Annotated in this window: 24 protein-coding genes; 7 read left to right on the forward strand and 17 right to left on the reverse strand. The window is 42.7% G+C overall.

Going from position 1 to position 26,761, the window contains the following annotated elements:
• Positions 1-8 precede the first annotated feature (8 nt).
• Positions 9-968: an SPFH domain-containing protein gene (locus tag IGJ74_RS11515; RefSeq protein ID WP_005235198.1), complete on the reverse strand. Its 960-nt coding sequence runs from the start codon at positions 966-968 to the stop codon at positions 9-11.
• Positions 965-1,240 carry a hypothetical protein gene (locus IGJ74_RS11520; RefSeq protein ID WP_016620494.1) on the reverse strand — a complete coding sequence of 92 codons (276 nt, stop codon included), beginning with the start codon at positions 1,238-1,240 and terminating at the stop codon, positions 965-967. Before IGJ74_RS11520 ends, IGJ74_RS11515 begins: the two co-directional genes overlap by 4 nt.
• A gap of 185 nt (positions 1,241-1,425) precedes the next feature.
• Here IGJ74_RS11520 and IGJ74_RS11525 point away from each other — a divergent pair, with 185 nt between their 5' ends.
• Positions 1,426-1,836, forward strand: a complete 411-nt coding sequence (locus IGJ74_RS11525) for an organic hydroperoxide resistance protein (RefSeq protein ID WP_034872372.1) — start codon at positions 1,426-1,428, stop codon at positions 1,834-1,836.
• A gap of 58 nt (positions 1,837-1,894) precedes the next feature.
• Positions 1,895-2,329, forward strand: a complete 435-nt coding sequence (locus IGJ74_RS11530; RefSeq protein ID WP_061054296.1) for a MarR family winged helix-turn-helix transcriptional regulator — start codon at positions 1,895-1,897, stop codon at positions 2,327-2,329.
• Between the two features lie 50 nt (positions 2,330-2,379).
• Here the strand turns inward: IGJ74_RS11530 and IGJ74_RS11535 are convergent, their stop codons facing one another.
• Positions 2,380-2,742: a hypothetical protein gene (locus IGJ74_RS11535; protein WP_008378626.1), complete on the reverse strand. Its 363-nt coding sequence runs from the start codon at positions 2,740-2,742 to the stop codon at positions 2,380-2,382.
• A 278-nt stretch (positions 2,743-3,020) separates the two neighbouring features.
• Positions 3,021-3,389, reverse strand: coding sequence for a DUF7006 family protein (locus IGJ74_RS11540; protein WP_005235188.1), 369 nt, complete (start codon positions 3,387-3,389; stop codon positions 3,021-3,023).
• A 453-nt stretch (positions 3,390-3,842) separates the two neighbouring features.
• Between IGJ74_RS11540 and IGJ74_RS11545 the strand changes: the two genes are divergently transcribed.
• Entirely contained in the window at positions 3,843-4,019 is a 177-nt protein-coding gene (locus IGJ74_RS11545) for an acetyl-CoA carboxylase (protein ID WP_086373083.1), read from the forward strand.
• Positions 4,020-4,074: 55 nt separating this feature from the next.
• On the opposite strand, the gene IGJ74_RS11550 is transcribed toward IGJ74_RS11545, so the two are convergent.
• Genes IGJ74_RS11550 through IGJ74_RS11560 form a run of 3 tightly spaced genes read right to left on the reverse strand, consistent with a single transcriptional unit; the run spans position 4,075 to position 7,942 of the window.
• Positions 4,075-6,237: a lectin-like domain-containing protein gene (locus tag IGJ74_RS11550; protein ID WP_061054298.1), complete on the reverse strand. Its 2,163-nt coding sequence runs from the start codon at positions 6,235-6,237 to the stop codon at positions 4,075-4,077.
• A gap of 18 nt (positions 6,238-6,255) precedes the next feature.
• Positions 6,256-7,305 carry a DUF916 and DUF3324 domain-containing protein gene (locus IGJ74_RS11555; protein WP_218192950.1) on the reverse strand — a complete coding sequence of 350 codons (1,050 nt, stop codon included), beginning with the start codon at positions 7,303-7,305 and terminating at the stop codon, positions 6,256-6,258.
• A gap of 16 nt (positions 7,306-7,321) precedes the next feature.
• The gene (locus IGJ74_RS11560; RefSeq protein ID WP_005235179.1) at positions 7,322-7,942 is read right to left on the reverse strand and encodes a WxL domain-containing protein; all 621 of its coding nucleotides are present in this window, start codon (positions 7,940-7,942) and stop codon (positions 7,322-7,324) included.
• Positions 7,943-8,081: 139 nt separating this feature from the next.
• On the opposite strand from IGJ74_RS11560, the gene IGJ74_RS11565 reads away from it, so the two are divergent.
• A complete protein-coding gene (locus IGJ74_RS11565) occupies positions 8,082-9,587 on the forward strand; it encodes a helix-turn-helix domain-containing protein (protein WP_218192949.1) in 1,506 nt (501 codons plus the stop codon).
• Positions 9,588-9,669: 82 nt separating this feature from the next.
• Here IGJ74_RS11565 and IGJ74_RS11570 read toward each other — a convergent pair whose 3' ends face one another.
• The 7 genes from IGJ74_RS11570 to IGJ74_RS11600 all read right to left on the reverse strand — a co-directional run bounded on the left by IGJ74_RS11570 (position 9,670) and on the right by IGJ74_RS11600 (position 19,326).
• A complete protein-coding gene (locus IGJ74_RS11570) occupies positions 9,670-10,557 on the reverse strand; it encodes an SDR family oxidoreductase (RefSeq protein WP_005235175.1) in 888 nt (295 codons plus the stop codon).
• Positions 10,558-10,802: 245 nt separating this feature from the next.
• Complete coding sequence (locus IGJ74_RS11575; protein ID WP_218192948.1) at positions 10,803-12,503, reverse strand: DUF4091 domain-containing protein; 1,701 nt, start codon at positions 12,501-12,503, stop codon at positions 10,803-10,805.
• Positions 12,504-12,505: 2 nt separating this feature from the next.
• Positions 12,506-13,477, reverse strand: coding sequence for an alpha/beta hydrolase (locus IGJ74_RS11580; RefSeq protein ID WP_061054302.1), 972 nt, complete (start codon positions 13,475-13,477; stop codon positions 12,506-12,508).
• Between the two features lie 3 nt (positions 13,478-13,480).
• On the reverse strand, positions 13,481-14,845 hold the full coding sequence (locus tag IGJ74_RS11585; protein WP_218192947.1) for a glycoside hydrolase family 1 protein: 1,365 nt from the start codon (positions 14,843-14,845) through the stop codon (positions 13,481-13,483).
• The gene (locus IGJ74_RS11590) at positions 14,838-15,743 is read right to left on the reverse strand and encodes an ROK family protein (protein ID WP_061054304.1); all 906 of its coding nucleotides are present in this window, start codon (positions 15,741-15,743) and stop codon (positions 14,838-14,840) included. The genes IGJ74_RS11585 and IGJ74_RS11590 overlap by 8 nt, the downstream gene beginning before the upstream one ends.
• 9 nt (positions 15,744-15,752) lie before the next feature.
• On the reverse strand, positions 15,753-17,105 hold the full coding sequence (locus tag IGJ74_RS11595; protein ID WP_144330551.1) for a PTS sugar transporter subunit IIC: 1,353 nt from the start codon (positions 17,103-17,105) through the stop codon (positions 15,753-15,755).
• A gap of 19 nt (positions 17,106-17,124) precedes the next feature.
• Positions 17,125-19,326 carry a glycoside hydrolase family 3 N-terminal domain-containing protein gene (locus IGJ74_RS11600; RefSeq protein WP_144330550.1) on the reverse strand — a complete coding sequence of 734 codons (2,202 nt, stop codon included), beginning with the start codon at positions 19,324-19,326 and terminating at the stop codon, positions 17,125-17,127.
• Between the two features lie 100 nt (positions 19,327-19,426).
• Between IGJ74_RS11600 and IGJ74_RS11605 the strand changes: the two genes are divergently transcribed.
• The 3 genes from IGJ74_RS11605 to IGJ74_RS11615 all read left to right on the forward strand — a co-directional run bounded on the left by IGJ74_RS11605 (position 19,427) and on the right by IGJ74_RS11615 (position 21,588).
• The gene (locus IGJ74_RS11605; RefSeq protein WP_016613441.1) at positions 19,427-20,662 is read left to right on the forward strand and encodes a helix-turn-helix domain-containing protein; all 1,236 of its coding nucleotides are present in this window, start codon (positions 19,427-19,429) and stop codon (positions 20,660-20,662) included.
• 106 nt (positions 20,663-20,768) lie between these two features.
• Positions 20,769-21,026, forward strand: coding sequence for a hypothetical protein (locus IGJ74_RS11610; protein WP_005235163.1), 258 nt, complete (start codon positions 20,769-20,771; stop codon positions 21,024-21,026).
• Positions 21,027-21,372: 346 nt separating this feature from the next.
• The gene (locus IGJ74_RS11615; protein ID WP_061054308.1) at positions 21,373-21,588 is read left to right on the forward strand and encodes a hypothetical protein; all 216 of its coding nucleotides are present in this window, start codon (positions 21,373-21,375) and stop codon (positions 21,586-21,588) included.
• Between the two features lie 20 nt (positions 21,589-21,608).
• On the opposite strand, the gene IGJ74_RS11620 is transcribed toward IGJ74_RS11615, so the two are convergent.
• The 3 genes from IGJ74_RS11620 to IGJ74_RS11630 all read right to left on the reverse strand — a co-directional run bounded on the left by IGJ74_RS11620 (position 21,609) and on the right by IGJ74_RS11630 (position 26,083).
• The gene (locus IGJ74_RS11620; RefSeq protein ID WP_086299326.1) at positions 21,609-23,078 is read right to left on the reverse strand and encodes a glycoside hydrolase family 1 protein; all 1,470 of its coding nucleotides are present in this window, start codon (positions 23,076-23,078) and stop codon (positions 21,609-21,611) included.
• A gap of 91 nt (positions 23,079-23,169) precedes the next feature.
• Entirely contained in the window at positions 23,170-25,071 is a 1,902-nt protein-coding gene (locus tag IGJ74_RS11625; RefSeq protein WP_016613444.1) for a beta-glucoside-specific PTS transporter subunit IIABC, read from the reverse strand.
• A 169-nt stretch (positions 25,072-25,240) separates the two neighbouring features.
• On the reverse strand, positions 25,241-26,083 hold the full coding sequence (locus tag IGJ74_RS11630) for a PRD domain-containing protein (RefSeq protein WP_008378663.1): 843 nt from the start codon (positions 26,081-26,083) through the stop codon (positions 25,241-25,243).
• Positions 26,084-26,761: the final 678 nt, after the last annotated feature.

Consider the following 26,761-nt stretch of genomic DNA (forward strand, 5'->3'; position numbering starts at 1 on the left):
TGCTTAACTTATTCAGCCGATTTAGATGGTGCATTTTCCCAAAGTTGTTTGACGACTGGAATATTTCCCAGTTCCGTCATATTTGATGGCAGAATGACCGTATTGGTATTGCTATTCACCACATCTCTGAAGGCTTCGATCCCTAGATATGATAGTGAGCGCTCGTCGAGCTGGCTTTCTTTGATTGCTTCATTGATGGCTAAAATCCGTTTGCGTTCAGCTTCAGTGATTTTCGCGATTCGTTCTGCTTCCGCCTCGGCATCAATCCGTACACGCTTTGCCCGCGCCTCGGCATCGATTTGAGTTTGTTCCGCTCGGGCTTCGGCGTCGATCGTCATTTGAGAAGCTTTGGCTTCTGCACTCAAGACTGAAGAAGATTTCTCACCTTGGGCTCTTGTGATCATCGATTCTTTGTCTCTAGAGGCAGTGATCAATTTGTTCATTGATTCAATGATTTCTTGCGAAACTTTGATTTCCCCAATGTTGATTCGGTCGATCGCTAACCCATAGCCTGCCGTGATATCTTTGATTGAAGTAAACAATGCTACGTTGATTTCTTCAGTCCCATTTAAAACTTCATTTAAATCCATTTTCCCGATGATTCCCCGCAAGTTAGATTGGGCATCTTGGATCATTGAAACAACGGAGTTTTCATTTTCGTAGACAAAGGCACGCACATCTGTGACATGGTATTTGATTGCTTCATCAATTTGAACGATTACATTATCTTTTGTGATTGCACTTTGGGGTTCGATCTCCAAAGGAATCTGTTTCAAGGACACTCTTTCTCTAACTGTATACAAAATCGGAACAAGAAAATGAAGCCCTGGTTCCAACGTTCGAACGTACTTCCCAAAACTTTCGACAACTTTGACTTCCCCTTGACGAACGATCACAGCAGTGCTTGCAATCAGCCAAATCAGAATCACTAATACTAAAATAACTAAAATAATTTGGATAATGATCATTGTAAAAACCCTCTTCCATTTTCAAATAATGTATTGTTTACACGGGTCAATAAGACACCGTTTTCAACCCCGATAATCTCTAACATGACATTTTCAGCAGGAATCCCTGCAATCACCCGATATTCTGTATAGGTGCCATAAAGCCGTATATAGCCTGAATAATGATCCGTCAACGATCGAAAATAGCGCCCTACCGCTCGTTTTTCCATATAATCTACGATGATTTTCACCCTCTTTGCCTTCATGCAGTAAATTTGAAGCTTCAAACTCATTTGTTAATCTATTACAAGTGTTACTAACTATGATAGCACGTTTCACCCAAGAGAACAGTAAACTTATGCTGATTCCGGTTTTTTTTAGAAAAAAAACATAGAACGAAAACCAATTCCTTGCATTTTTCAATTAAATTGCATACAATTTAATTGTACAAAATATAAAAATCAGGAGTGAAGAAATGATGAAAAAAATGTATTCGACTAAAATGATCAACACTGGTGGCCGTTCAGGAGAAGTACACAGTCCCGATCATTCATTTGAGCTAAACATCACTGCACCTGGCAAACGTGTCGAAAATGCTACCAATCCAGAACAACTTTTTGCAGCTGGTTTTAGTGCTTGCTTCAACAGTGCCCTTGAATTGGTGAAAAGCAGCAAAGGAATCGATGGTGCTTCTACGGTGAGCGCACAAGTGACCTTATACGCAGAAAGCGAATCCAGTTTTGTCTTGGGTGTTGAGATCGAAGGTCAAATCGAAGGATTGTCAACAGAAGAAACACAAGAATTGCTTGAGATCGCTCATACCGTATGTCCTTATTCAAAAGCCACAGCTGGCAACATTGAAGTGACTGTCAAAGCCGTTAGCGAGTAGACTTTCGTTGAAAAAACAGCTATGATAAGAGGCGGATATTAGAAAAAGGGGTGAAAACATGAATGTCTTAGCGTTAGAAAACCAATTGTGTTTTCCTCTATACGCCGCTTCAAAAGAAATTATCAAACAGTACAAAGACTTACTGGACCCGTTGAATTTGACCTATACCCAATATTTAGTGATGTTGGTGTTATGGGAAGATGAAGCGATCAGTGTCAAAGCATTGGGGAAGCAATTATGTCTCGACTCTGGCACACTGACACCGGTTTTAAAAAAGCTTGAAGCAAAAGGCTACCTAGCAAGAAATCGAAATCAAGACGATGAACGTTCTTTGCGGGTCACATTGACTGACTCAGGCAAAGCGCTTCATGAACAAGCGTTAGAGATCCCCTACAAAGTGACCGAATTCTTGCCTCTTGAACCGGAAGAACTGTCCGTGCTCCATCAATTGACGACAAAAATGGTACAAAGATTTCAAGAACAAGAAAAATGATCCGCTGTTTTCACAGCGGATCATTTTTTTATCATGCAAACGAGTATTCTTTAAGAAGCTTTAGTTTTCAATTCACCAATCACATTTAGCAACTGGGTTAATTGTTCAGGATCTTCGATTTTTCTGATGGCGATTTTCACTAATTCAAAAATCTGGTCATCGGTTAGGCCTGTCTGTAATATCTCCAATTCACTTACAGCTGGCTGAAAGCGACGAGCCAAGACTGATCCGCTCATTTTGATACTTGCAATCTCCAGAACTCCTTTGTTTACTAACTTGCGAATCACGGACAGTGATGTGTTACGGTTTAAGCCGAAACGTTCACTAAATTCTGTACAGCACAGAGGTTCATCCACAGCCCAAAAACAAACTAAGACTTCCCACTCTTTTTTTGAAAAACTCAAGTAATCCATAATTGCTCCTTTCCATGCCGATGAGGCTGGTTCTTATTTTCTAAATTAAAACAATCGCAGCTATTTCAGTCAGCTGGCTTTCCTCTTCCTTTTTTCGATTGTTTTTTCTTTCACTAAAAGGATTATATACCAATAATAATCTATTTTACTCATAATTTCAAAATAATTTTTATTTTAATGATAAATAACATGTTTAATTATTCTTTTTCTTGATAAAAAAAAACGACTAGATCAGCTAGTCGTTTTCTTACTCTACTTGATATTCCTACGAGAAGTGTTTATTGAACACTGAAGATCAAACTCTCATGCTCTTGTTCTTTTAAGGAATAGCCACAAAATTCTTTATTCAAATTCGGAAAATCACGTTCGATCATCTGAATAATCTCGATTTCCGTCAACAGTTTGTCTTCTGACAATTGCAGCGAGTTCAACAAAACAAAGCGAGAATCATAGCCTAAAATTTCCGGCATCAACCGCCAAAAATTTGTGCTGTCAATTTGTTGGATCGTTTGTTCCATAGCAACAATCAAGTTTTGCACGTGTTCATAGACTTTAGGATAATCAGATTTTAGTAGATCCAACAGTGCTTGGTCTAGCACTTTATCTAAATAAGCCTTTGTATCGGTATAAATTATTGAAGAAATCACTTATTTCATCAATCCTTTCATTCAAATGCCATATTCGACATTGTCAAGGATGGCTCCTTGTTCTTATATATAGCATACTATCGGTGATTTTCGTTCTCAGATTAAGGATAGAATATAGAAAAAAAAGAGAAGCGTCTTTTCTTGTCCCCTAATCTTACTCCACAATAGCAAAATTTTGCTAAACTGATAAGCAAAGCGATTCAGCACCTATCGAAAATGAGAAAATTGTCAGATTTCCTTCCTTTTTTATCTATAGCGATTCCTACCCATCGGGCTCTGTAACTGCCAATAGCCTCGCAATTACACACTTCCACGCCCCCCCAATAAACGTAGGTTTTTTCTCATTTTAACAAACGTCTTACACAGCATAATTTCAGACAGAACCTTATACAACATGTATAATTAAATTATAGAAAGTCATCAAAATAAAACGAAACGAGGAGTGGATCACAGATGAAGAGTCATTGTAAATGTGGAAAAAAAATGAATGCCCATGAAAAAAACTGTCCAGACTGCAAACACAAAAAACAGCAAACCTTAGAATCCTTGGAAAAATTCGTTAAATACGGCAGTTTTGCTTTAGCAGGCCTATCATTAGTTTTAAAAATTGCGAAAAGTCGCCAAAGTTAAAGGGACCGACTTAAACTTTTAGACGAAAAAAACGCCTTCTAGGCGTTTTTTTTTGCTATTCATTAATGATTGTACTCTCCAACAGCCAGTCGACTGTGCCTGTATAGGTACCTGGTAAAATCAAATCTAACTTGGGGACAAAGCGAAAGTAGCAATCATATTCCTGAAGATCCAAGGTTAAGTCCGTTGCTCCTGTTGGCTCCTGCTGGAAAATCACTTGCTCTTCAGAAGTGACAGAAGCCACCAGCTGATTGGTCACCGGATCATAGAGTACCAACTGAATTTCCTCTGCCAATAGTTGCTGCTCTTGCATAAAATCCTTTATCTGTCCACTTAACTGCCAGGTCCCTTCGCTGGTATTGCTGACAGACAAAAGAGCTTCTTGATCAAAAGAAATCGTTAAATAAGCAAAGCCATCGTCTCTGATGGATCGTGCGAGTTCATTCAAGGTCACTGCCGCTGCGTTGATTGAAGCAGGCGCACGCTCAAATACCACGATCCCTCGAAAGTCAATGCCATAATAACGTGTCGCCGATCGATTGCCTTCTGTATCGATCACATAGGAAGCCAGATAATAGGTTGTGCCTGGTTCTAGTTCTTCGGTGTCTAACACCAATGTATCCGTTAGCGGCTCCGACAATGTTCCCCGTTCAACCAACGCTGCTTCAGAGAAATCGGTTTCGGTGATTGTCACATCCTCCGTAAAGAACTCCGTGACATATATTTTGGCTTGGGTCGAGTTTTGGTCATCAATCGTGATCGGTATATAGGAATTGCGCTTTTGCCGCACGATCTGCAGGTCTGCTTTTGCTTCTGCCAATGACGCCGAACCTGTTGTAAGCGTTGGTGGAAAGATTCCAGTCATTTGATAATAATGAATTTCTGGATCACCTGACGTCATACTGGAAACAAAAGCATTTCCATTAAAAACAGTTTGGACAGGGATGGCTATATCTAAATTCTGATTGAGCGGCGCTTCTGTGTAATTGACGGAAAAGTGAACGATGTATTCATTCCCTTTGACCATGTCAGGCAGTGTCGCAACCAATTGCCCATTTTCAATGACAAAAGGTAAGGCAGTTCCGCCTTCCGGCATGCCATTAACCATGATTTCACTGGCTTTTCCAAAATAAACCGCCTCGGGAACTAATGATAGTCCTTCTGGAAAAAGCGATGAGAGCAAGATTCCCGATTCCAAGTCAGCTAGATCACTGGTGCTTTTATAGGAGAGATAGGTCGCATAAGTAATGGTTTTGCTATTGTCGACAGTGGCTGGCTGGGAAAGTGTCGTACCAGTATCCAACAATAGTTTGACTGGGTCTTTTTCAAAAACACCGGTTCGCATCTCAAGTTCTACTAATCCTTCAACATCGACAAACGCCACTGCTTTTTCTTGAACATAGCCCCCGTTTGCACCAGTAAAACCAAAATAGACCGGTGCACTATTAGTCAGGTTCAAATTTGATTTGAAGGTGTCATCAACAGGTACCGTCACATCAACACCGAAATCTGGTACGGTGTAACGCAACGTTTGCGTTGGCTGATCAAAAACTACTGTAAAACTATGCCACACCCCATCGGAAATATCACTCACTGATACCGTATCACGATGATTTAAGACTTTATCGATAATCAGCCAGCCATCGGTGGTATATGCGTCATTTGAGCCGGGAAAATTCCATGCGATATGATGGCCGGAAGGAACATCGCGATCCATCATACCGTCCCCAGTCAAACCGGCATTATTATAGAACGTATCGAATTCAATCGCAAAACTTTGCGGGATTGCCCCCGTATTTAAAGGAGTCGTTCCTCCTGTATTTGACCAGACGCCAATCGTCGGTCCTGCTTGTTCTGCCAGCGCATTTAAGCCATTGCTTTGCATCACAAAAGCGAGCCCATCGCTGTCCGTTGCTGTATTATCGATACAAAATGCCATTTCTAACCGAAAAGAGCGAGTAAAAGAAACCGGCTTATTGAACCAGACACCACCACTGGAGTTGGTAGTAGCTCCATCATTAATCTGAACATAATTAACGCCCGGTTCCCCTTGTGGCGACCCCGCTTGTCCCACAGGAGTGATCAGAGAATGGTCAATCGCTAACGTAGGAAAATCTGGCGCAGATACCGCAGCATGGACGATTTCTTGTTTCCCACATAGCAGCAAAATGCTAAAAAAGAACACATAGCCCCATCGGATAATGCCAAACTTTTTCATCACTGTCCTCCGCTTTCTTCATTCTGATTCTTCTTGCACTGACAGCCTAACATCTGCTTCTGCTTTTTTACGTCTCCTATATAAAATGAACAAGAGAAGTAGGACAAACAGGAAGAGAAGTAGCCCTCCTGCATAGAGCCAGTACTGTTTTTGAAGATACGCTGCACCTAACGTTGTCTGACGGTTGATAAGGTTGGCTTGCTTGCGATCAACCACCACCGAATCCTCAAACACCCATGTTCCTTTAGGCGCATTCAACTCAATCCGTAATAGATAGGTCCCCGGTTCGAGAATGTTCTGATCAAAGGCACTAAACAGCTCCAAAACCGAATTCGGAGCTATTTGAAAATTCTCTGCAGAAAACCCACCGACCTTGTTGCCGCTATCTTGCTCACGTATCACTGTTTTGACAGTGATGTTGCCAAAGGCTGTGGGCTGATCATTGCGGATCCTACTTTTGAGAGCTGTAGAACCATATCTTTCCACCGCCTCAGAATTGACCAAAGACAACTGGGGGTCAGGCATGGTTGCTACATTCTGACGCAAGCGGACCCCTTGTTGAATTTTATAGTTGGCTTGCAGATTTGTTTGCTGACTTTCAGTTGTTTCCGCCGGTTCTTCTTCAAAGTCAAACACACCAAGTATTTCTCCTGCAAATTCTTTTGCCTTCATTGAAAGGGTAAAATGGACCTGACGACTTTCTCCAGGGTCAAGCTGGATCGTCTGTCTCGGATTTTCAATCAATTGACTAAACGAGATTCCTTGGTTCTCTTCGGCGGTCTGTTCTGCTTGGTACGCGATGATCCCAGTAGAGGCCGTATAACTATTTAGTGCTGCTGCTTTAATGGTCAACGGCTCTGAACTTGTATTATGAAGGGCAACGGTCAAGTTCTGTTCGGTCTCATGATTTACCAGTAAGTCGAAATAAGTGACGTCACTGACTTGATTTTGGGGAAGTTCAGGGGTTACAGTGAACCGTGTGGTCTGTGCATGACCGGTGACTTTCGTAAAGCAACACAAACTGATAAAGAAACTAATGAGTACGAAGCACTTGATTTGTTTTTTCATTGTCGCCCTTTCCTTGCTATTCTGCTTGATAGGTGTTTGATAATGTCCAAGTGATCGTTCCACTATAAGTGCCGCTGTTCACATTTTGTTTTGGTACGGTTAATGAAGCATTGGAAAAGTTAAAGTCATTGGTTGCTAAGCCGGTCGTCCCATTAGCAGAAGCGATCAATGTAGGTTCTGTTGCTCCTACCATCAATTCGGTGCCCGATACTAGCGTTGCATCGCCCGAAGCCGTTGAACCATTTAAAGTGACTTTGGCATTTGCTAGCTCGTTATCGCTGGCATTCGTCATTTTCGATAATTGCGCAGTCAACTGCCAGCCAGCTTGATTTGGTCCACGGTAATCCGTGATCGATGTCACTTCATCCGACGTTGTTTGAATCACTTGTTCATCGGTAGCGATATCTTGGATACTGCTTGTACCGAAGTTAAAATTGGTCACCTGATCCAGTGACAAAATTCCTTGTTCGATCGTTAGTGTTGCTTGACTCGTCATTGAAGCCGTTGGATTCGCTTCTGCTGCAGCTGCCGCAGTGGGCGCCATTCCTAAACCCATTCCGACCAAACCTAACATTCGTACCTTTTTGTTCATTTTCATCTCTTCCTTCACTTTTTTTAATGAGAAACCGAGGGTCATCGAAAAAACAGCCTTAAAAAATAATAATTTAATTGGTGTTTTTTCATTCTATTCTCATCTATCATAAGTATAATCCATCATGGTTATCATACGGTTCACAGATTTAGCGTAAAAAAAACGCCAAAAAGGAGAATCCCTTATGTATCGAGAATTCATTTCTCCCGCAGAAGAAAAGAAATTAGAGATTTTCAAAGTTGTCTGCAATTCCAACGGAGTGACATTGGTCCAACTGTCAGAAGTTTTGAATATCCCGCAAAAAAGCCTGCAAAAATATATCTATTTTTTAAATGAAGATTTGCAACTGCTCTCACCTCACCTGCTTCTATCAAAAAATCATTACAATCAGTATTTTCTTGATCGAACAGAGGATGATGAACCTTTCTATGCACAATTGATGTATCATTACTTGCTCAACTCCACACAATATAACCTGATTCATTACTTGATTGGGCGCCCGCAAATGACCTTGACTCAAGTATGTTTGGATTTGCATGTCAGCCAATCGCATATGTATCGGTTGATCAAGAAAATCAACCAACTATTGGAAAAATTTCAAATCCGAATTCGAACAGACCTGAATAATCGCATCGTTCTTGCTGGAAAAGAGCTTGATATCCGTATTTTCACCTACAGTTTCTTGACCCAAAGTGCGCCTGCTGATTTGTGGCTTTTGCCGAGTGTTTCCCATAAAAATGTCGAAGAATTTACGGCATTCTTTGCTGTTTCTCACTTTGATCCGTTGACGAAAAATAAACTCGCTGCATTTTGGCAAGCAGTGGTCAGCCGAACGATCCAGAAAAAATATTTGCCGCCGATTCCTGAAAAATACATGGGATTGATGAATTTCTATTGTTTTTTACCAGAAGAAATTCTCGAATCACTTTTTTTGAGTGCCGATTATGCCTCAGAAAAGATGCTTCAGTCAGAGTATCTTTACTTGAATTTCTTTTTGCATGTCTTTTTGCCAGGGGTTGTTCCCCAAGAAAAGAATCAAACGATCATCCAAGAAATCAAACATTCTGATACTGATCTTGTGCGCTTTTTCACTGCAATGATCAAAGATTGGCACGATACCTTTGCTCCAAGTCAGGAAGCCGCCGAATTCGAAAAATTATTAAGCAGCTGTCTGCTGGTCTTCAATCTATCGATTATTATCGGCATCGATCTTCTGGAAGTGTGGCAGCTAGAACACCAACTGTTGACTGAAAATGCTCCTTCCAAAGACAGAACCTATGAAGCAATCTGCACACTTTTACTGACCCATGTTGAAAAGTATCCATTTGCTGACTTGGATAAAGAGTATTTTGAACAGACACAGTTGCCTTATCTGGCTCATCTCTTGTATTTGGAAACACAGATGAATACGCCCCCGACCGTGTCGATCTATATTCAAACGACGATTCAATACCGCACAAAGCAAATGATTGAGACGAGGATTCGTTCGATTTATTCTAAAGCTTCTGTGACTTTCGTCAAACAAATGGAAGCCGCAGATTTATTGATCACGGATAATTATGAAGAAGTGATGTTTTCCGAAAAATTAGTCTTACTGTCTAACCTGCAAGCCGAGCAAGAGTGGGCAGCCGTTTTTGCAAAGATCAATCAACTGATGATGACCAAGATGTTTGCCGAACAAGGAAAATAAGTTGCCGATTCCATTTTCATCCGCAAAAAAGCCCGAGCCTCTTTGCTCGAGCTTTTTTTCTACTATTTTAGTCCTAGGAATTTTAAGCGAAGAAGCTACCGCCAGTTACACTGTAAACTTGACCAGTTACATAGCTTGCTTCATCAGAGGCTAGGAAAACATAGACTGGCGCTAATTCGACTGGTTGTCCAGCACGTTTCATCAATTCTTTTTGACCAAATTCTGGGATCGCAGATTGTGGCTGTCCACCAGAAATTTGAAGTGGCGTCCAGATTGGACCAGGCGCAACGGTATTGACCCGAATGCCTTTTTCACTTAATTGCGCAGCTAGCCCTTTACTAAAGGAAGTAATGGCACCTTTCGTGGCTGCATAGTCTAAAAGATGGGCGCTTGGTTCCGCACTTTGGATCGAAGTGGTCGTGATGATGCTCCCACCAGCTGGCAGATAATCCAACGCTTCTTGGACTGTCCAATACATCGAGATGATATTCGTTGTAAAGGTATCTTGAATTTGTTGTGTAGTCAACTCTTTGATGTCCTTCACCGCTTGTTGCATCCCAGCATTTAGAACCAACGTATCTAACCCGCCTAATTCTTTGGCTGCTTCATGAACCAATTGACGAGCGAAAGTTTCATCTTTCAAGTCTCCTGGGATCAAAACTGCTTTGCGTCCGGCTTTTTCAATGACTGCCTTGACTTCTTGCGCGTCTTCTTCTTCAAAAGGAAGATAGTTGATTGCAACATCGGCGCCTTCTTTGGCAAAAGCAATCGCTGCTGCTCGACCAATACCAGAATCACCACCGGTCACTAATGCTTTGCGTCCAGCTAATTTGCCTGAACCTGCGTAGCTTTCTTCCCCGCAATCAGGTACTGGCTGCATCTTTCCTTGAATTGCCGGTGCTTCTTGCACCTGTTTTTCAAATTTGCCATCATAATACTTCGTTAACGGATTGTTGATTTTTTCTGACATGCTCGTTTCCTCCTTGATTATTTCTACTTCTATTTGTCATAGTTTGTTATGACCTTACTTAAAAGTGTAAAGGAAGATGGAGGGAATGAAAAACGAAACGCTCACCAGAAAAAAAGCATCTGTAAGAAAACAGATGCCTAGTAAAACGAAAAAGCTGCGTGAATCAGTAGTGAAAACGCCCACAGGTATCTCACTATTCTTCTGGAAAATCGTAGTGAAATTTCTGGGTGCAGTGTTTGATTTTGCTACTTTTCTAGCAGTTCGAGGAGGGCCCGATGAAAGGCCTCCATCTCCTCCGCGGTCTGTAGAAAAACATCGGGATGACTGTGATGGCTGTCGATCATCCAGTGTTTCGTGTCTGTAACTTTAAGAAAATCTGCTACTACGGCGTCGGTTTGCTGCGGTTGTGCAGCTTGAGCGGTCTTCAAGAGATAGAAATCTTCAATCCCCCGCTGTAGTTGTTTATACCTTAGGGACAACAATAAATGTCCGTGATTGCCAGGATAGACGAAACAAAGATCACCGATCGGTAGTGAGCTCGTATTGTACCGAATATCGGACCGAGCATGTTCTGGCCAGCAATTGTAGGCCCAACGCAGAAAGCCGTCTGTTTTGAACTGATACGATAAGATTCCTTGCATTCGCGTCTCTAACAAGGGACTATGCAAAAAGGTATTTGGTTTGTCGGGATAATTGCAGACATAGTACTGCATCTTGCCCGGATGGCTTTGTGCTAGTGTTTCGTAATGGTTGCAAGTACAGTAATAGGAAGTCACAGGATGATCGATCACTGGCAGCAGCTCAAATAACACGTCTTCTTTATCAAAAGCAGCTTTGATCTGGATCGACGGATCAATTTCTTTTAAAACAGCTAACGAGGCTCGGAAACTGTCGATTTGATGTTTCTTCGGTTCGTCAGAAACGATCCGAACCTTCTCCCACAGATTCTTTCCTTTAAAATGATCAAATACTTGGCGTAGATACTCCTGCAACTCGGCCTTTTGATGAATAAAACCGAAGGTGCCTTTTCCCTCATCGTAAAAGCGAATCACCAATTTTTCTGGATGGTCCAAGTCGACCAGTGGGAAAAACGGCGGTTCCCAGACACCGAGTAAGCCAAATACATCGATTTCTTCAGAGATACCCGCTTCAAAAAAACATTCGAGGTAACGAGTTAGGACAGAAAAATCACAATGCAACTGTCCGTCTTGAGCCTTTTTAACTTTGACCATCGAATACTCATATAAATTGGCGGGATAATCTTTGACGATGTAATTGAACCAGCCCTTCCAAGGGATCTCTCCGGCGATCACTGTGATCGCTTTTTGTCCGATCGCAGCGAGACTCTCAGCCATTTCCTTGATCAAGTCAAAGTGGGCATCGCTCCATAACGGAACGTCAAAGGTGCGAGCCAAATTGCTGGGCTGCTGCCACATATTTAAGTGGAACGTTTCTAAATATTCTTTTGGAAAAGTAAAAGTGCCCACTTCAATCGTTAGGTTCTTTTCTAACAAGCACTCCTCTTGGCTAGTCAAGTGTGCCCGATAGACCTTGATTTTCACGGGATAAACTTTCGGTTTGATTGTCTCATCGATCTGCCACTCCAAATAAAGAGGCGCAAAGCGATCGCCAGGATAGGTTTTGGCAGTTCGTTCAAGTAATTTATCGGCGTACGCCAATTCCTGCTGACCGACATAATAGTCGACGAATTGCGCTTTGACCGGCAATTCGCTAAAAATCTCAACGCGTATCATGGGAATCTCGATTTCATCGGGGATCGAAAACTCGTCGCCAATAATATAATGATTGCGGTTGCCATCGTGCAGCAGCAACTGACAAGCAGCAGTACTGTTACGAACAGCTGATAACTGTTCAATCGCTTGTGGCTCTTGGGTGATCAATTCTGTTGAAGCCTTATAGCTTTCATGGACCAGGATTGCTTTCATTTTTACTCTTCCTTTCTAGGATCAATCAGCTGCAAAACAAGCGCTTGATAAGAAACATTCTCAAAAGCTTCTGGCATGATCGTTAGTAGTTGCTGCAAGCTGATGTTTTTTACGATTTTTAAGCGGCTTTTGTCTGCCCATGATGGAAAAGCCTGCAACAGCAAGCGTTTGTTTTCACCTGACTCGAGTAATGCCCGAATTGGCCACTGCCCTAAATCAGGAAACAAAGCTGGCTGGGCAACTTTATCTGCCCAGTTCAACTCTAGCCATTCGACGCATTCATCAAACCAACGGGCAAAACGTGGATCAACCATTTCTTTACGATTACCGAAGCGTTCGGTCGCCAAAGAAAGACCGTGACGTCCTTTTTGGAAAATATGACTTTCAAAGGGAACCTCGTGATCTTCTAGGGCCTGCAGATACGCCAATGAATTTTCGATAGGAACGACGTTGTCTTCAAAGGTTGAAAACAAAAAGGTGGGCGGCGTATCTTTTGTGACACATTCCTCTAATGAAGGGGCATCGATCTTCATCACAGTAGCAAATGAAGACAATATCGCTGGGTAGCCTAAAATACATAAGCTCGGTTTCATTGAGGAGAGTGTTGATAACGCCGCTGCCAAATGGCCGCCGGCAGAAAAGCCGATCACAGCGATTTTTTCGGCATCGATTCCCCATTCACTTGCAAGTTCTCGGATTTTAGTAATCGCTTTTTCTGCATCTGCTAAGGAATGGCTGAAACTGCGATGTGTCCCTACATGATAGCGTAAGACCCCGGCGTGAAAGCCTTGGGCAGCAAAATTTAAAGCAATCGGCTCAGCTTCCCGCTCACTACAAAAGGAGTAGCCGCCACCGGGAATCACCAAGACAAACGGACGATCGCCCACCCGTTCATACTCGGCTTTTTCCTCATGCAGGTACACTGTCAAACCGGCTTGCGCTTCTGGATCAAATAGATATTCCTGAAAAAACATCGCTTACTCTCCTAACCCGTTTTTATCGATGACGTTTTGATACCAATAAAAACTATCTTTCTTGTATCGCGCCAAGTCCAACAGCTGCTCGTCCGTACGATTGACATAGATAAACCCGTACCGTTTAGCGATGCCTTCATGAGTACTGACTAGGTCAATCGCACTCCATGGACAATAGCCGATCACATCGACGCCGTCTTCGATTGCGAGCGCCATTTGTTCGATGTGCTGTTGCAAGTAGTCGATCCGATAATCATCGTGGATTTTACCATCAGTTGTCAAAACATCCTTGGCACCAATGCCATTTTCCGTGATCAAAAGAGGCAGACGATAACGGGAATAGATTTCGTTCAACGTAAAACGAAAGCCCTCTGGATCAATCGGCCAGCCGAATTCAGTCATGGGCAAATGGGTGTTTTCTACTGCTTGGAAAAAGCCGGGAATCCCGAAACCAGACTGTTGATCGAGTTTTGTCTCTTTTTGAAAATAGCTGCTGACGGTCATCGTATTATAATAATTCAATGCGATGTAATCACATGTTCCAGCCGCCAAAATCTTTCGATCTGCTTCAGTGACTGTCGGTGCTGCACCAATCGTCTCTAACAAATGCCATGCGTTATGGTTGTATGTGCCGAAAACAGCCGCATCTAGGAATAACCAATTTCTCAGCGCACTCATAGAAAGAGCTGCCAGCTGATCGGCTGGTTTTTCAGAAGCTGGATAGACACTGGCGATATTCGGTGCTGGGCCAATCTTGCCGCTAAAATTACCGGCATGAAACTGTTGGGTCACCAATGCTTGGGCCACTAGCATATGGTGATTTTCTTGAAATTTTTCTTTCATGGATTTTTGACTCGTACCAATGACCGAACCAGCAAGTGCCATCACATTTTGCTCGTTGATGGTTTGCCATAGCGGGACTTGATGACCAAAGTTTTCGAACAGTACTTGGCAGTAATCAGCAAATGCTTGGATCGTCTCTCGGTTTTCCCACCCACCTTGCTTCGCGATCGCAACGGGCAGGTCAAAATGGAAAACGGTGACGATCGGTTGAATCTCGTTTTCTAGTAGCAGATCGATCAGTTTTTGATAAAACGCCAATCCTGCTGGGTTGACCTGACCATCGGGCATGACTCGACTCCATGATATGGAAAAACGATAGGCTTTTAACCCTAATTCTTTAAACAATTTCACATCTTCTTCATATCGGTGATAGTGATCTGATGCTACTTTAAAATCAATGGTCCCTTGCGGAATCTCTTTGATATCTTGCACTGAGGGACCTTTGCCGTCTTCTGCCCATGCGCCCTCTACTTGATAAGCACTAGTGGATGCTCCCCACAAAAATGCTTCCGGAAATTTACTCATCCCACGGTTCCTCCTTGGCTGCGCCGATCAAATTGGCGTCCGCTTGAAAATAAGCGGCTTGGATCGCAACTGGCTGCAGCGTTTTCTCAATGATTGGTGCGGTTTTAAAAATAGTTTGATAGCTGCTAGCTATGGCTTCGATCAAGCGTGGCTGACGGCTGATCCCGCCACCGATAACGATTTTCTCCAGAGCTAAAAGACACTGAAGATCGAAACACAAGACAGCGACTTCTTTGGTATAAGTTAAAAATAAAGCCTCTGCCTCAGGATCAGCAGTTTTCGTAAGGGTATCAAAGACCAAAGGACCATCAGGCGCGATAGCCATACTAGCAGCCAAACGCTCAATTAATCCGACAGCCGAAAGACCGATCCCCACAAAAGAGTCCGCGCCTCTCATTTGTCGGTCACGAATCATAAAACTGACTTCACCAGCTTGTCCATGATGCCCACGATAGAGTTTTCCATTGAGACAAAGACCAACTCCCACGCCGGTTCCTAAAATGATCGCCGCACCATTTTGGATCCCTTGCAGATTGCCGGCTTTCATTTCCCCTAGCGCGGCGGCTTTTGCGTCGTTTTCGACAGTAACCTCTGTCACCATGCCATCGCTTAACTGGCAGATCAATTCTGGCAAATTTACCCCATCAAGGTATGGCAAGGCACCACCAAAGAAGACCGTCCCTGTTTCATTAACTGAACCAGGGACTGCGATAGCCACTTTCGTGAAAGAAACTTGACGGGCATAGCTTTGGAGGATCGTTTTGATAGTTTCACTAAATGCCGCCAGCGTTGCCGGGGTGGGAAAACTTCGTCCGTCGGTGACTTCATTGTTTTCAACCCATCCCGTTTTGATGTGCGTCCCACCGATATCAATTCCTAAATAAACCAAATGTGCCACTTCCTTTGTTTACGCTTGAATTTCTTCCACGACTTTTTCTGTCATTTTTGCTGCTTCACTTGCTTGCTTTTTTTCAGCAGCCATTTCTAATTCGTACTCTTTTTTATCCGCAATTTTTAGAAACGGATACCACATAACAATACCGATCAGCATACAGATGATCATTAAGATCGTGTAGTTAAGCCCTCCTGAAAAGGGCATTTTGATAAAAGTCGGTGTGGTCCATGGCAATAGACTCATGGTTGGATTCAAGCTGATTGGGAGGATCGTTGTTGCCAATCCCCAGGTCACAAAGCCAGCGATCAATTGTGTAAAGACTTGCGGAATAAAGAACAACGGATTCAAAATAATCGGCATCCCGAACATGATTGGCTCTGTGATGTTAAAGATCGACGGGATAAACGACAATTTTCCTAATTGTTTCATTTTTGCCGATTTGCTGCGGATCATAAAGAAGGTCACAAAGCCCATGAAGCCAGCAGCATACATGCCCATATAAATCACTGAAGGAATCAGATAAGGCAGCGCTTGTCCTTGTTGGTAAGCGGCAATATTTGAAACGACCATGGTCATACTAATCGCCCCGAGCGGTCCTTGTAAAACTGCATTATGAATTCCGAAAAACCATAAAACAGCTAATAATTCCATAATGATGATGATCGATAGCGGGCTAGCAACTAAGGAGTTCAACGGCGCATTGATCACATCGATAAAGAATTGGAAAATCGAGCCGGATGAAGTAAACCCAAACAAGACGCGTATGACAAAGACGACGACAAAAATAATCGTGACCACAAACACTGGTGCTAAGGATTGGGTTACCATTGGGGGAACACTATCCGGTAGCTTGATCATAATATTTTTTCTTGATAAGAAAGCATAGAAACGTGTCACCAATAAAGCGGTCAGCATGCCGATAAACAGTCCTTGTCCGCCTAAGAAATCAAGCTTCAAAGCTCCAATCGTTTGTTCCACTGCTTGACCATCTTGCATGACAGTCGTTGCAACGGTTTGAGGCATCAACATAATGAAACTAGCTAAAGAAATAATCGCTGAATTGCGTTCATTGCTTCCTAATTGTTTTGCGTAAGAATACGCCAAACTGTATACAACATACAAGGCAAAAACGCCAGTTGCTCCGTTGGTGATCGCTTCAACATGCTGGAAGATGCCAATTTTCGTCAAATAGTCCGTCCAACCAGGAATCGGAAAATTTCCAATGATCGTGATAAACGCAATTCCTAAAGTGATGGGACTTGTTCGAATAAACCCCTCCATCAAAGCGGCCAATACTTTGTTTTGTTGTAATTTTTGTGACATTGGTAATAGTTTGCTACTTAAAAATGCTTCTAATTTTTCCATTCTTTCTCACTCCTTTAGTTTAGATCGTTACACTAAGCATCGTTTCTTTTTGATCGATCCGCATTAGGAATCGATAAGTACCTTTGGTTATGTGTTTCTTCCCTTGATTGTCATAGAAAACAAGTTCTGACAACGGCAGTGACAATCTGCGCTCTTTTTCTTCTTGGGGCGCGAATGAGATGAGGTCACTCGCAATTAATTGGCGACTTGGACGAACCATTGCCGCTGGACGCTGCATGAGATAAAGTTGGATGACGGTTTCTGCAGCTATTGCCGATTGGTTTTTCACTCGATAAGCCAAATGGATTGTCTCGCTAGATACTTCACTACCAAGCCATTCACCAGTAAACGAACTGTAACTAAGACCTGTTCCGAATGCGAATAAGGGTTCATTTGATTCATCTCGGTATTTTGACAAAAAGCGATCAGAATGCTCACTATCTGTCAAAGGTCTGCCCGTTGGCAGTTGGGCACTGTATAGTGGGATCTGTCCTTCACTCCGAGGAAAGGTCATCGCCAGTTTTGCTGTCGGAGAAGCCTGCCCACTCAGCAGATTGCCGATTCCGATCCCGCCCATCGTTCCCGGATACCAAACCAGCAACAGACTATCAAATAATGCTTCCACTTGCGTTAAGACTAACGGTCTGCCAGTGTAAAGCACGCCAATCAAAGGCTTGCCAGTCTTTTTCAACGCTTGGATCAAACGAATTTGTTTCAATGGCAGCTGCAAATGAGCTTTTGATGCCCCTTCGCCGCTCTCCAAAAACTGCTCTCCAAAAGTCAAGACGATAACTTCGGCGGCTTCGGCGGCTTCCATGGCTTCCAAAAGCAACTGATCTTCTGGTTCGATCGGTCCATTCAGCTGTTCGATCCCGGCTTTTAAAGGACCAAATTGCTCATACGAGTCGAATAGATTGTATCCACGAGCAAAGATCAAGTTTTCGGGTGCGAAATGCTGCAGCAAACCGGTTTTTAAAGGAATCGTGTCTTGTGGCTTGCCGCTGACTGACGCCCAAAAACCTAAGGTCAACCGGCTTTCTCCATAAGGACCGATCACAGCGACGGTTTGGTCCTTTTTCAAAGGTAAGCTGCCCTCATTTTTTAACAGCACACAGCTTTTTTCTACTAGCTTAACGGCTAGCTCTTTGGCTTCATCCGACAAAACTTCTCCCGTCTGTTGCGTTTTCAACCCTCGATAAGGGTCTTCAAACAGTCCTAGTTGATTTTTTAATACCAGAATACGCCAAACTGCTTCGTCTAATAAAGCCGCGAGTTCAGGTTGCTTGATCAGTTCTGGTAAGTAAGTTGCATAGACCGATGTCATCATATCAAAATCAACGCCCGCTTCCAAACCTTTCTGAGCGGCCTCCCGTTCATCTTTGACAAAACCGTGGGGGACCAATTCTTTGATGGCGGCATGATCGGAGACCAGTACCCCATCAAAACCGAAACGTTCGCGCAAAATCTCTCGGTTCAACCAGCGGCTACCCGTTGCAGGTTCACCATTCAATAGGTTGAAGGCTGTCATCACTAGCAGTGCTTGGGCTTCGATCGCCGCTTGATAGGGTTGCAAATATTCATTGAATAAGCGCTGATTGGACATATCAACCGTATTGTATTCTCTGCCCGCTTCGGGTGCACCATAACCAGCAAAATGTTTGATGCAAGCAGCAACGTGATTTTCTGCCACTCCTTGATCAAGATTGCCTTGGTAGCCGGTCACGACGCTTTTAGCAAAACGTTTTGCCGTATACACATCCTCTCCTGGCGACTCCATCACTCTGCCCCAGCGAGGATCGCGAACAAGATCCAGCATGGGTGAAAAGATCACATGAAGGCCATTTTGGTAACATTCTTTGGCGGTCATCTCAGCGGCTTGCTCGATCAAATTAAAATCGTAGGAACCTGCTTGGGCAAGGGGAATCGGAAAAATGGTCCGAAACCCGTAGATGACGTCCGACATAAACAGCATAGGAATCTTGAGTCGGCTGTGTGCTAACGTTTCCCTCTGTAACTGAATCAATTTTTGGTAATCGTTCACATTATAAATCGAACCAATCTCGTGAATCTTCAAATTTGGTGGAAGCCCTAAATCTTGCATCGGGCCAGTAGTCATCACCTCATTTTCAATGACTAAACTGCCATTCAATTGAATCGTCTGAGCGATTTTTTCTTCTGGCGTCAATTGCTGAAACAATTCTTTCAATTTTTTACTATCCATGTTTACTCCTTCCTGTAACCGTTTTATTTATCTGAATTATAGAAAGAATCCTTCCTTAGATATACTAAAAAACTAGTGTTTATAATAAATTGTTTATTGAATGCTAAAAAATTTACGTTATACTAAAAGAAAAAACAATGTTTGGACTTTGAGGTGTCTCATGAACAAAACAACACTTACGACCGCCATGGATCTGCTTTATCGCAAATATTTGATCCCGATGATTCTCTTGGATCAAGAAGGGACTCCGCTGTATCCCCCACTCACCTTAACAGCCAAGAATCCTCTGAAACACTATTTGGAAGAAACGAACGGCCCAGTTGCAAATCTCTATCATTTCGGCAAATATATGCTTGGTTGTTTTGCGTTTCAGTTAGCTGGAAAAACCTGTTATATGGTCATCGGACCCTGTGGAGTGATTGGTACACCAGATACGTCTTACCTATTTCTTGAACATGAATACCACTACAATGTGCACTATTCCAAAGAAGACAAATACTCCTTTGAAGAATACATCCAGCTGCTTTATACGCTGTTTGCGGAGCAGCCGTTGGCAAAAGACCAAATCCATTGGCATTACCAAACTGAATCCCACGACCGATCCATGCAAACAGATCTTAGCTTGGAAACCAATCTTTATGAACGCCGTGTGCATGAAGCTACCTTTGATTCCTATCATTTTGAATTGCGCTATCTTGACTACATCAAACGAAACGAGCCGGAAAAAGTAGTCTGGGTATTTAACAAAATGAAAGAGACCTACAGTGTTTCCCTTTCCCCTCATGAACTGGAAGGCTTAAAACTAAAGTTTTCGGCCTTTGTCGCTGTCGTGACCCGCATGAGCATTGATGAAGGAGTACCAGTCAACCAAGCATTCGGCTTATCTGATTCATTGATCCAAGGTCTGGTTTATATTCATTCTGCCGAGGAGTGCCTCCGCTATATCAAAGAAGCCACCTACCGCTTTATGGAGCTTCTGCATAGCTATCCGCTGGCGCAAAAATCACTGTTGGTCAAGACGATTGTTAATTATGTCGACAGCCATCTCTATGAAAAAGTGACCATTGATGACCTCGCAGCCATCACTCAAAAACATAAGACCCATCTATGTAATCAGTTCAAAAAAGAAATGAACAAAACGATCCACAGTTACATTCAGGAACGAAAAATCAGTGAAGCCAAACATTTATTGTTGTTCACAGACTATTCCTACGAAAAAATCAGCACCCAATTAGCCTTTGCCAATCAAAGCCATTTTATCCGCAATTTCAAAGCAGTTACGGGGCAAACACCAAAAGAATTTAAAGAACAGCATTACGCCCATGCTTTAAGTTGAAAACACAATTTCCGAAAAAATGCTCAGAAACAATGGTTATTATTTTTAATAACAAACGTTGTAAGCTATCCTTTTACTCAAATCAATTTGAATGAGGAGAGATAAAATGATCCAACTTGCTCGCTTGATCTTTTGGGTACCAGTCATCTTTTTTTCGTTAGGATTGATCATCGTAACGAAACGATTGCCGCGTTTCACATGGGTTTCCTTATCCATCACGGTTTCTTTAGTGATCTTTGTTTGTAAGATTTTAGAGTATTCCTATACGATGCCTGACATGCAGCTAACTTTCTATTTTATGGGTTTCTTGATTTCGGCTAGTCTTCTTTGTTTTATTTTCTACTTGAGGATCAGAAAACGGTGAATGACAGTGGCGGGTTTTCCACGTAAATTAGTCAGGTCCCCAGTAACTAGGGACCAATAGCTTCATCAAATACACGGGTTTCTTCCTATCTTTTTAAAGAACTCCCCTCCCCTGAAAAGGGGCTTTTTTATTGCTAGTTCTGATTCTAACCTCAAGCTTACTGTGTTACTCTAGAAAGATTCGAATCAAAATACAAGGATGTGCCACTCGTTTTTCTCCCCCCTTCCTGCACACAATCGTTATTCCATGAGCTCCTTGCCTTTTTAACGAACTAAATATATAATGAATTTGCAAAATAATAACACGAAAGAACAAATCATCAATCCTCATAAAAGGAGCTTGCCCTATGAACTGGCTGACCTTTGTCGTCCAACCACTGACCCTGTTGTTTTTTCTTACAGTATTCTCTCTTGTCTATTTGATGCCCGAAGCCGTTGTGCCTAAGCCCAAAATGAAAAAATGGGCGTTGACTGTTTCATTGATCTTTCTAGCATGGCAGCTGCTAACCCCCTTTCTCTTCTTTTTTTACCGAGCACAACAAAAAAGCGGCTCTCTTTTTTGAGAGCCGCTTTGGTTTATTTTTTAATCCTGTAACAAACTACCGCCATTGGTGGCAATGACTTCTTTGTACCAGTAGAAACTATCTTTGCGAGAACGATCAAAGCTGCCATTTCCTTCATCATCCGCGTCTACATAGACAAAGCCATAACGTTTCGACATTTCTGACGTTGAAGCCGAAACTAAGTCTGTACAACCCCAAGGCGTATAGCCCATCAATTCCACACCATCTTCGATCGCTTCATACATTTGTTCGATATGCGCCTTCAAATAATCGATTCGATAGCTGTCATGGATCGAACCATCCTCTTCCACCGTATCCAAGGCACCTAAGCCGTTTTCAACGATAAACAATGGTACTTGGTAGCGGTCGTACAAGTTATTCAAAGTCACACGCAAGCCGATTGGATCGATTTGCCACCCCCAGTCAGAGGCTTCCAAGTAAGGGTTTGATTCGCCTAAAGAAAAGTTGCCGGCCGTTGCTTCGCCGCCTTCTTCAGGATTGTGGCGGGCAATAGAACTCATGTAGTAAGAAAAGGACATGAAGTCGACAGGGTATTGCGCAAGAATGTCTAAATCGCCATCTTCGAAGGTCACTTCGATGCCGTTTTCTTTAAAGAAGCGCTTCGTATACGCTGGATACTTCCCACGAACTTGGACATCAGAGAAGAAGAGATTCTCGTGGTCACGCTTGATTTCTTCCATCACATCTGCTGGATTTGGTGTAGCTGGGTAGGCTTGCATCCGTGCCAACATCATCCCTACTTTGATGTCAGGATTGATTTCGTGGGCAAATTTTGTTGCTAAACTAGAAGCCACAAATTGATGATGCACAGCTTGATACATGTCAGAAAGATTTTGCGTGCCATCTTCAGATAGCAAGGCACCGCCAACATAGCCAGAGATCCCCATGATATTGATTTCATTGAAGGTCAACCAATATTTGACTTTGTCTTTGTAGCGGGTCAACACAGTTTCTGCGTATTTGACGAACAAATCGATCACTTGGCGATTTTTCCAGCCGCCATAGTTTAACGCGATCCCGATAGGTGTTTCGTAGTGAGAGAGGGTCACTAAGGGTTCGATCCCGTATTTTGCACACTCATCAAACACGTTGTCATAAAATTGCAAGCCTTCTTCATTTGGCTGAACATCGTCACCATTTGGAAAAATTCTTGACCAAGCGATGGACAGACGGAACGTTTTAAAGCCCATCTCTGCGTACAAGGCGATATCTTCTTTGTAACGATGATAGAAATCTGATCCCCAACGTTTTGGATACAAGCCTTCTTTGTCATTTAAGGCAAACAAGACTTTTTCCCGAGTCATTGGTGCAGCAAATTCTGCCATGTTTTTGCGGTCTTCTGGTTTGACAGCGATCGCCGTATCGGATGTCGCTGGGCCACGTCCGCCTTCGTTCCATGCTCCTTCAAATTGGTTGGCTGCAGTGGCGCCGCCCCATAAAAAGCCTTCTGGAAATTGTTTTTCTGTCATGATTAGCCTACTTTCTTTTTCTTTATTGATCGACACAGCGGATCAGCAAGAAAGCATTCTTACTGATCCTACGACGTGCCGATAAACGCATTTATTTTACGACTTCGATCAAATTGTCGTTCGCTGTTACTTCTTTTGACTGTGTCGTTTGGATGTCACTGTAGTCGTTAGAGTTTGTGACGATGACTGGTGTCAGTAAGGAATAGCCTTCCGCACGAATCGCTTCAGTATCAAATGAGATCAATTTTTGACCGGCTTTGACTTTGTCTCCTTGGTTGATGTAGGCAGTAAAGTGATTGCCTTCAAGTTCCACCGTATTCATGCCGATGTGGATCAATAATTCTGTCCCATCCTCAGTGACTAAGCCGATGGCATGTTTTGTTGGAAACAAGATTTTGACTTCTGCATCTGCTGGAGCAGTGATTTCACCGATCGCTGGTTCAACGGCGATCCCTTTTCCCATAGCACCTGAAGAAAATACTTTGTCTTCCACATCTGCTAAAGCAACCACTTGACCGGTTACTGGACTTTTGACTGTTTCATCTTTGACGCTGGCAGAAACGGTTTTTACTTCTGGTGCTGGTGCTGCTGGTGTTGCTTGACCGTCGACTGGTGAATCAACAGTTGTATACAAAGTTGGTACTTTCAATAACATCATGATGATAAATGACGCTACGATTGCAATAACTGTACCGATGGCTAAGTGGATCACGCTATGGAAGCTGCCTGTTGCTGGATCGATATATGCAGGATACAAGAAGATGCCCATACCGCCCATTGCGTAACCAGTGACGTTAAAGATTGACAAGTAGATACCGACGAAACCTGAAACTAAACAAGAAACGATAAATGGTGTTTTCATTGGCAAAGTGTAACCGTAGATCGCAGGTTCAGTCACACCGAAGATCGATGAGATCAATGCTGGCATTGCGCCTTGTTTGACTTTTGGTTCTTTCGTTTTCAACCAAATCGCTGCTAACACACCCGTTTGCGTGAAACATGGTAGCACTGCGGCGGTCAAAATAATCGAAGAGCCGTTTTGCGCCATATCCATGATCGCCAATGGCACAAGACCCCAATGAAGACCAAACATTACCAATACTTGCCATAATGCCCCTAAAGCAAATCCATAAATGATTGGGCTGAAATCATAAACCGCTTGGAAAGCAATACCGATCCAGCTAGATGCTGTATTTGCGACTGGACCTACCACAAAGAAGGTCAACGGCACAGTGATCAAAATCGTTACAAAAGGAACCACAAACATTTTGACTACATCAGGTGTAACTTTGCGCATAAACTGTTCAATTTTCGAAGCGACAAAAATCGCTAAAATAATCGGCAGTACGCTATTAAAGTAGCCACCTGCTGGTAAGGTCAAGGTTAGACCAAAGACTTTGCTCGCTTCAGCAACGCTTTCTGCTAAACCAGGATAGACCATCGCACCTGCAATCGCTAATGCTGTATAGGTATTCATCTTGAATTTCTTTGCAGCAGTTACGGCTAAGATCATAGGTAAGTATTGGAACAAACCATCGCCTAGGGTATTCATTACTACATAGATTCCATTGGTCGCTTCCATCCCAGTTGCTGCAAGTAGCGCCGTGATCCCTTTTAAAATACCGGCTGCCGCTAATGGACCTAAGAACGGTTGAAACAAGCTTGAGATGACATCGATAAAGCGGTCAAACAAACTGCCTTTCTTTTCGTCGCCTTCGTCGATATCAAGACTGCCGCCATCGGCTAATCCGCCGACTTTCAGCACTTCATCGTAAACATCTGGCACATGATTACCGATAACCACTTGGTATTGTCCGCCTGCTTTGACAACGGTCACGACACCGTCACGTTTTTGCAAATAATCTGTGTCTGCTTTGCTTTCGTCTTTTAAGTGGAAACGTAAGCGAGTCACACAGTGTTTTACAGAAGAGACATTTTCTTTGCCGCCAACGTGGGCCAAAATGTCTTGTGCTAATTCAGTATATTTTGCCATTTTGATTTCTCCTTTTTAATAGATCATTTAATAAAAATAAAAAGACCGGCCATTTCTACAATAAACAAGCAGGAGTATCACCCATAAAAAACGAGACGGGTCTCCTCAACGAGTATTGTAAGAAAGTGCAGGTCTTGCCAGCCGAACTGTAACGAATCCATTTCCATTCTTAGGTTAATTTTGAGTGAGCGGCTAAGTTACCGATATGCAGAATCAAATACATCAATTCCATATCGTTGACATGCCAGCCCTTTTGTTCAAATAAGTATTCTTTGATCGAATCTGCGGTTTCTTTTTCTTTCGGATAGCTGCTGAAAGCCAAGGCAATCATCGGATTAGCCAATACTGGCTCTTCTTTTTCTTGACTTTGTCGAATTAAATAATAGCGAATGTGGGTCACAAACCGTTGGAAGTAGGAAGAATTCTCATCGTACTCGATGTTCATGCTATACTTAACGATCCGTAAAATATTGTTGGTCAACTCGGTGTGCTCATAGGCACTTTGATTGGCGCTTTTTTCAATTTGCGCATTGACGAAATGCAAAGTGATAAACGCAGCTTCTTCTTGCGAAAAATCGGGATACAGCTCTTTGCGGATCAACTCGACCGCTTGGACACTGACCGCATATTCCTTGGCATAGATTTTCTTGATTTCCCAATGCATGGGATTGGTCAAAACAATTTCTTGCTTTTGACGACTGATGGCAAACAAGATATGATCCATCAGTGTGAAATAAACGTTTGGATTGAAATCGGTTCCAACACTTTCCCGAAAAAGACGCACGATTTCATAAATGACGGCCATTTGTTTCTCGTCAGCCTTCGTCATGACTTTCGACATATGTTCCACTGTCAAGTCATCTTCTGGGTAGTATTTTTTTTCGATTCGCTCAGCCGGAATCAGGTCACCCGGTTTCGTTTGAAAGCCGATCCCTTTTCCCATTAGGATCACTTCAACTTCATCTTCTTTTGAAAGTACAACATTGTTGTTGATCCTCTTGATAATCTTCACGAACGATCCTCCTTGATCAGCATAGCGCATACACAGCTTTGCATCGTTTGACGTCTATGCAGAAGGTCTTGTATTTTTTTCTTTCTCTGACTTGCCATTAAGTGACGAGGTGAATGTCTGCTCCAGGCAGTACTGCAGGATATCGTCAAACCTAGCTGGCACTTCATTGCGTTTTACTTCTCCCCTCCTTTGATGATCAATGACTGGACCTTACCTTGGAACCGGTTCTTTTTTAGCGAATAGAAATAATGGAGCAAAAAAAGAAGACCAAAGCAAAAAAGTGTACAACCCAAGAAACTTTGGGTAATCAATGCACTTTTTTCCTCTGGTCTTGCCTGCCGAACAGTAACGAATCCAGTAATGAGAACACTCTCGTGTTCCGTTGAGATAATAATACTCATTCTGAGAAAAAATGTCAACACTTTTTTTGCAAACGTTTTTCTTTTTTTGATTTTGACTTTTTTTCACTATCTTTCTCACTGAATTTCTTTTCTAGCTTTGGTCTTTTAGTTCACTTGAAATACATGGTTTACTGTGTAGCACAATAAGACCACAAAAAAACCGTAATCTTCGTGCATTACGGTCATAGCTGGAAGTATGATGCTTGAAAGACGATCAATCACAAAGAATCAGAAAATTGGGGAAGGTCTGGTGCATGACAGACATTCAATGGGACTG

This window comes from Enterococcus sp. AZ009 (assembly GCF_050548785.1).
Taxonomy (GTDB): Bacteria; Bacillota; Bacilli; order Lactobacillales; family Enterococcaceae; genus Enterococcus_D; species Enterococcus_D entomosocium.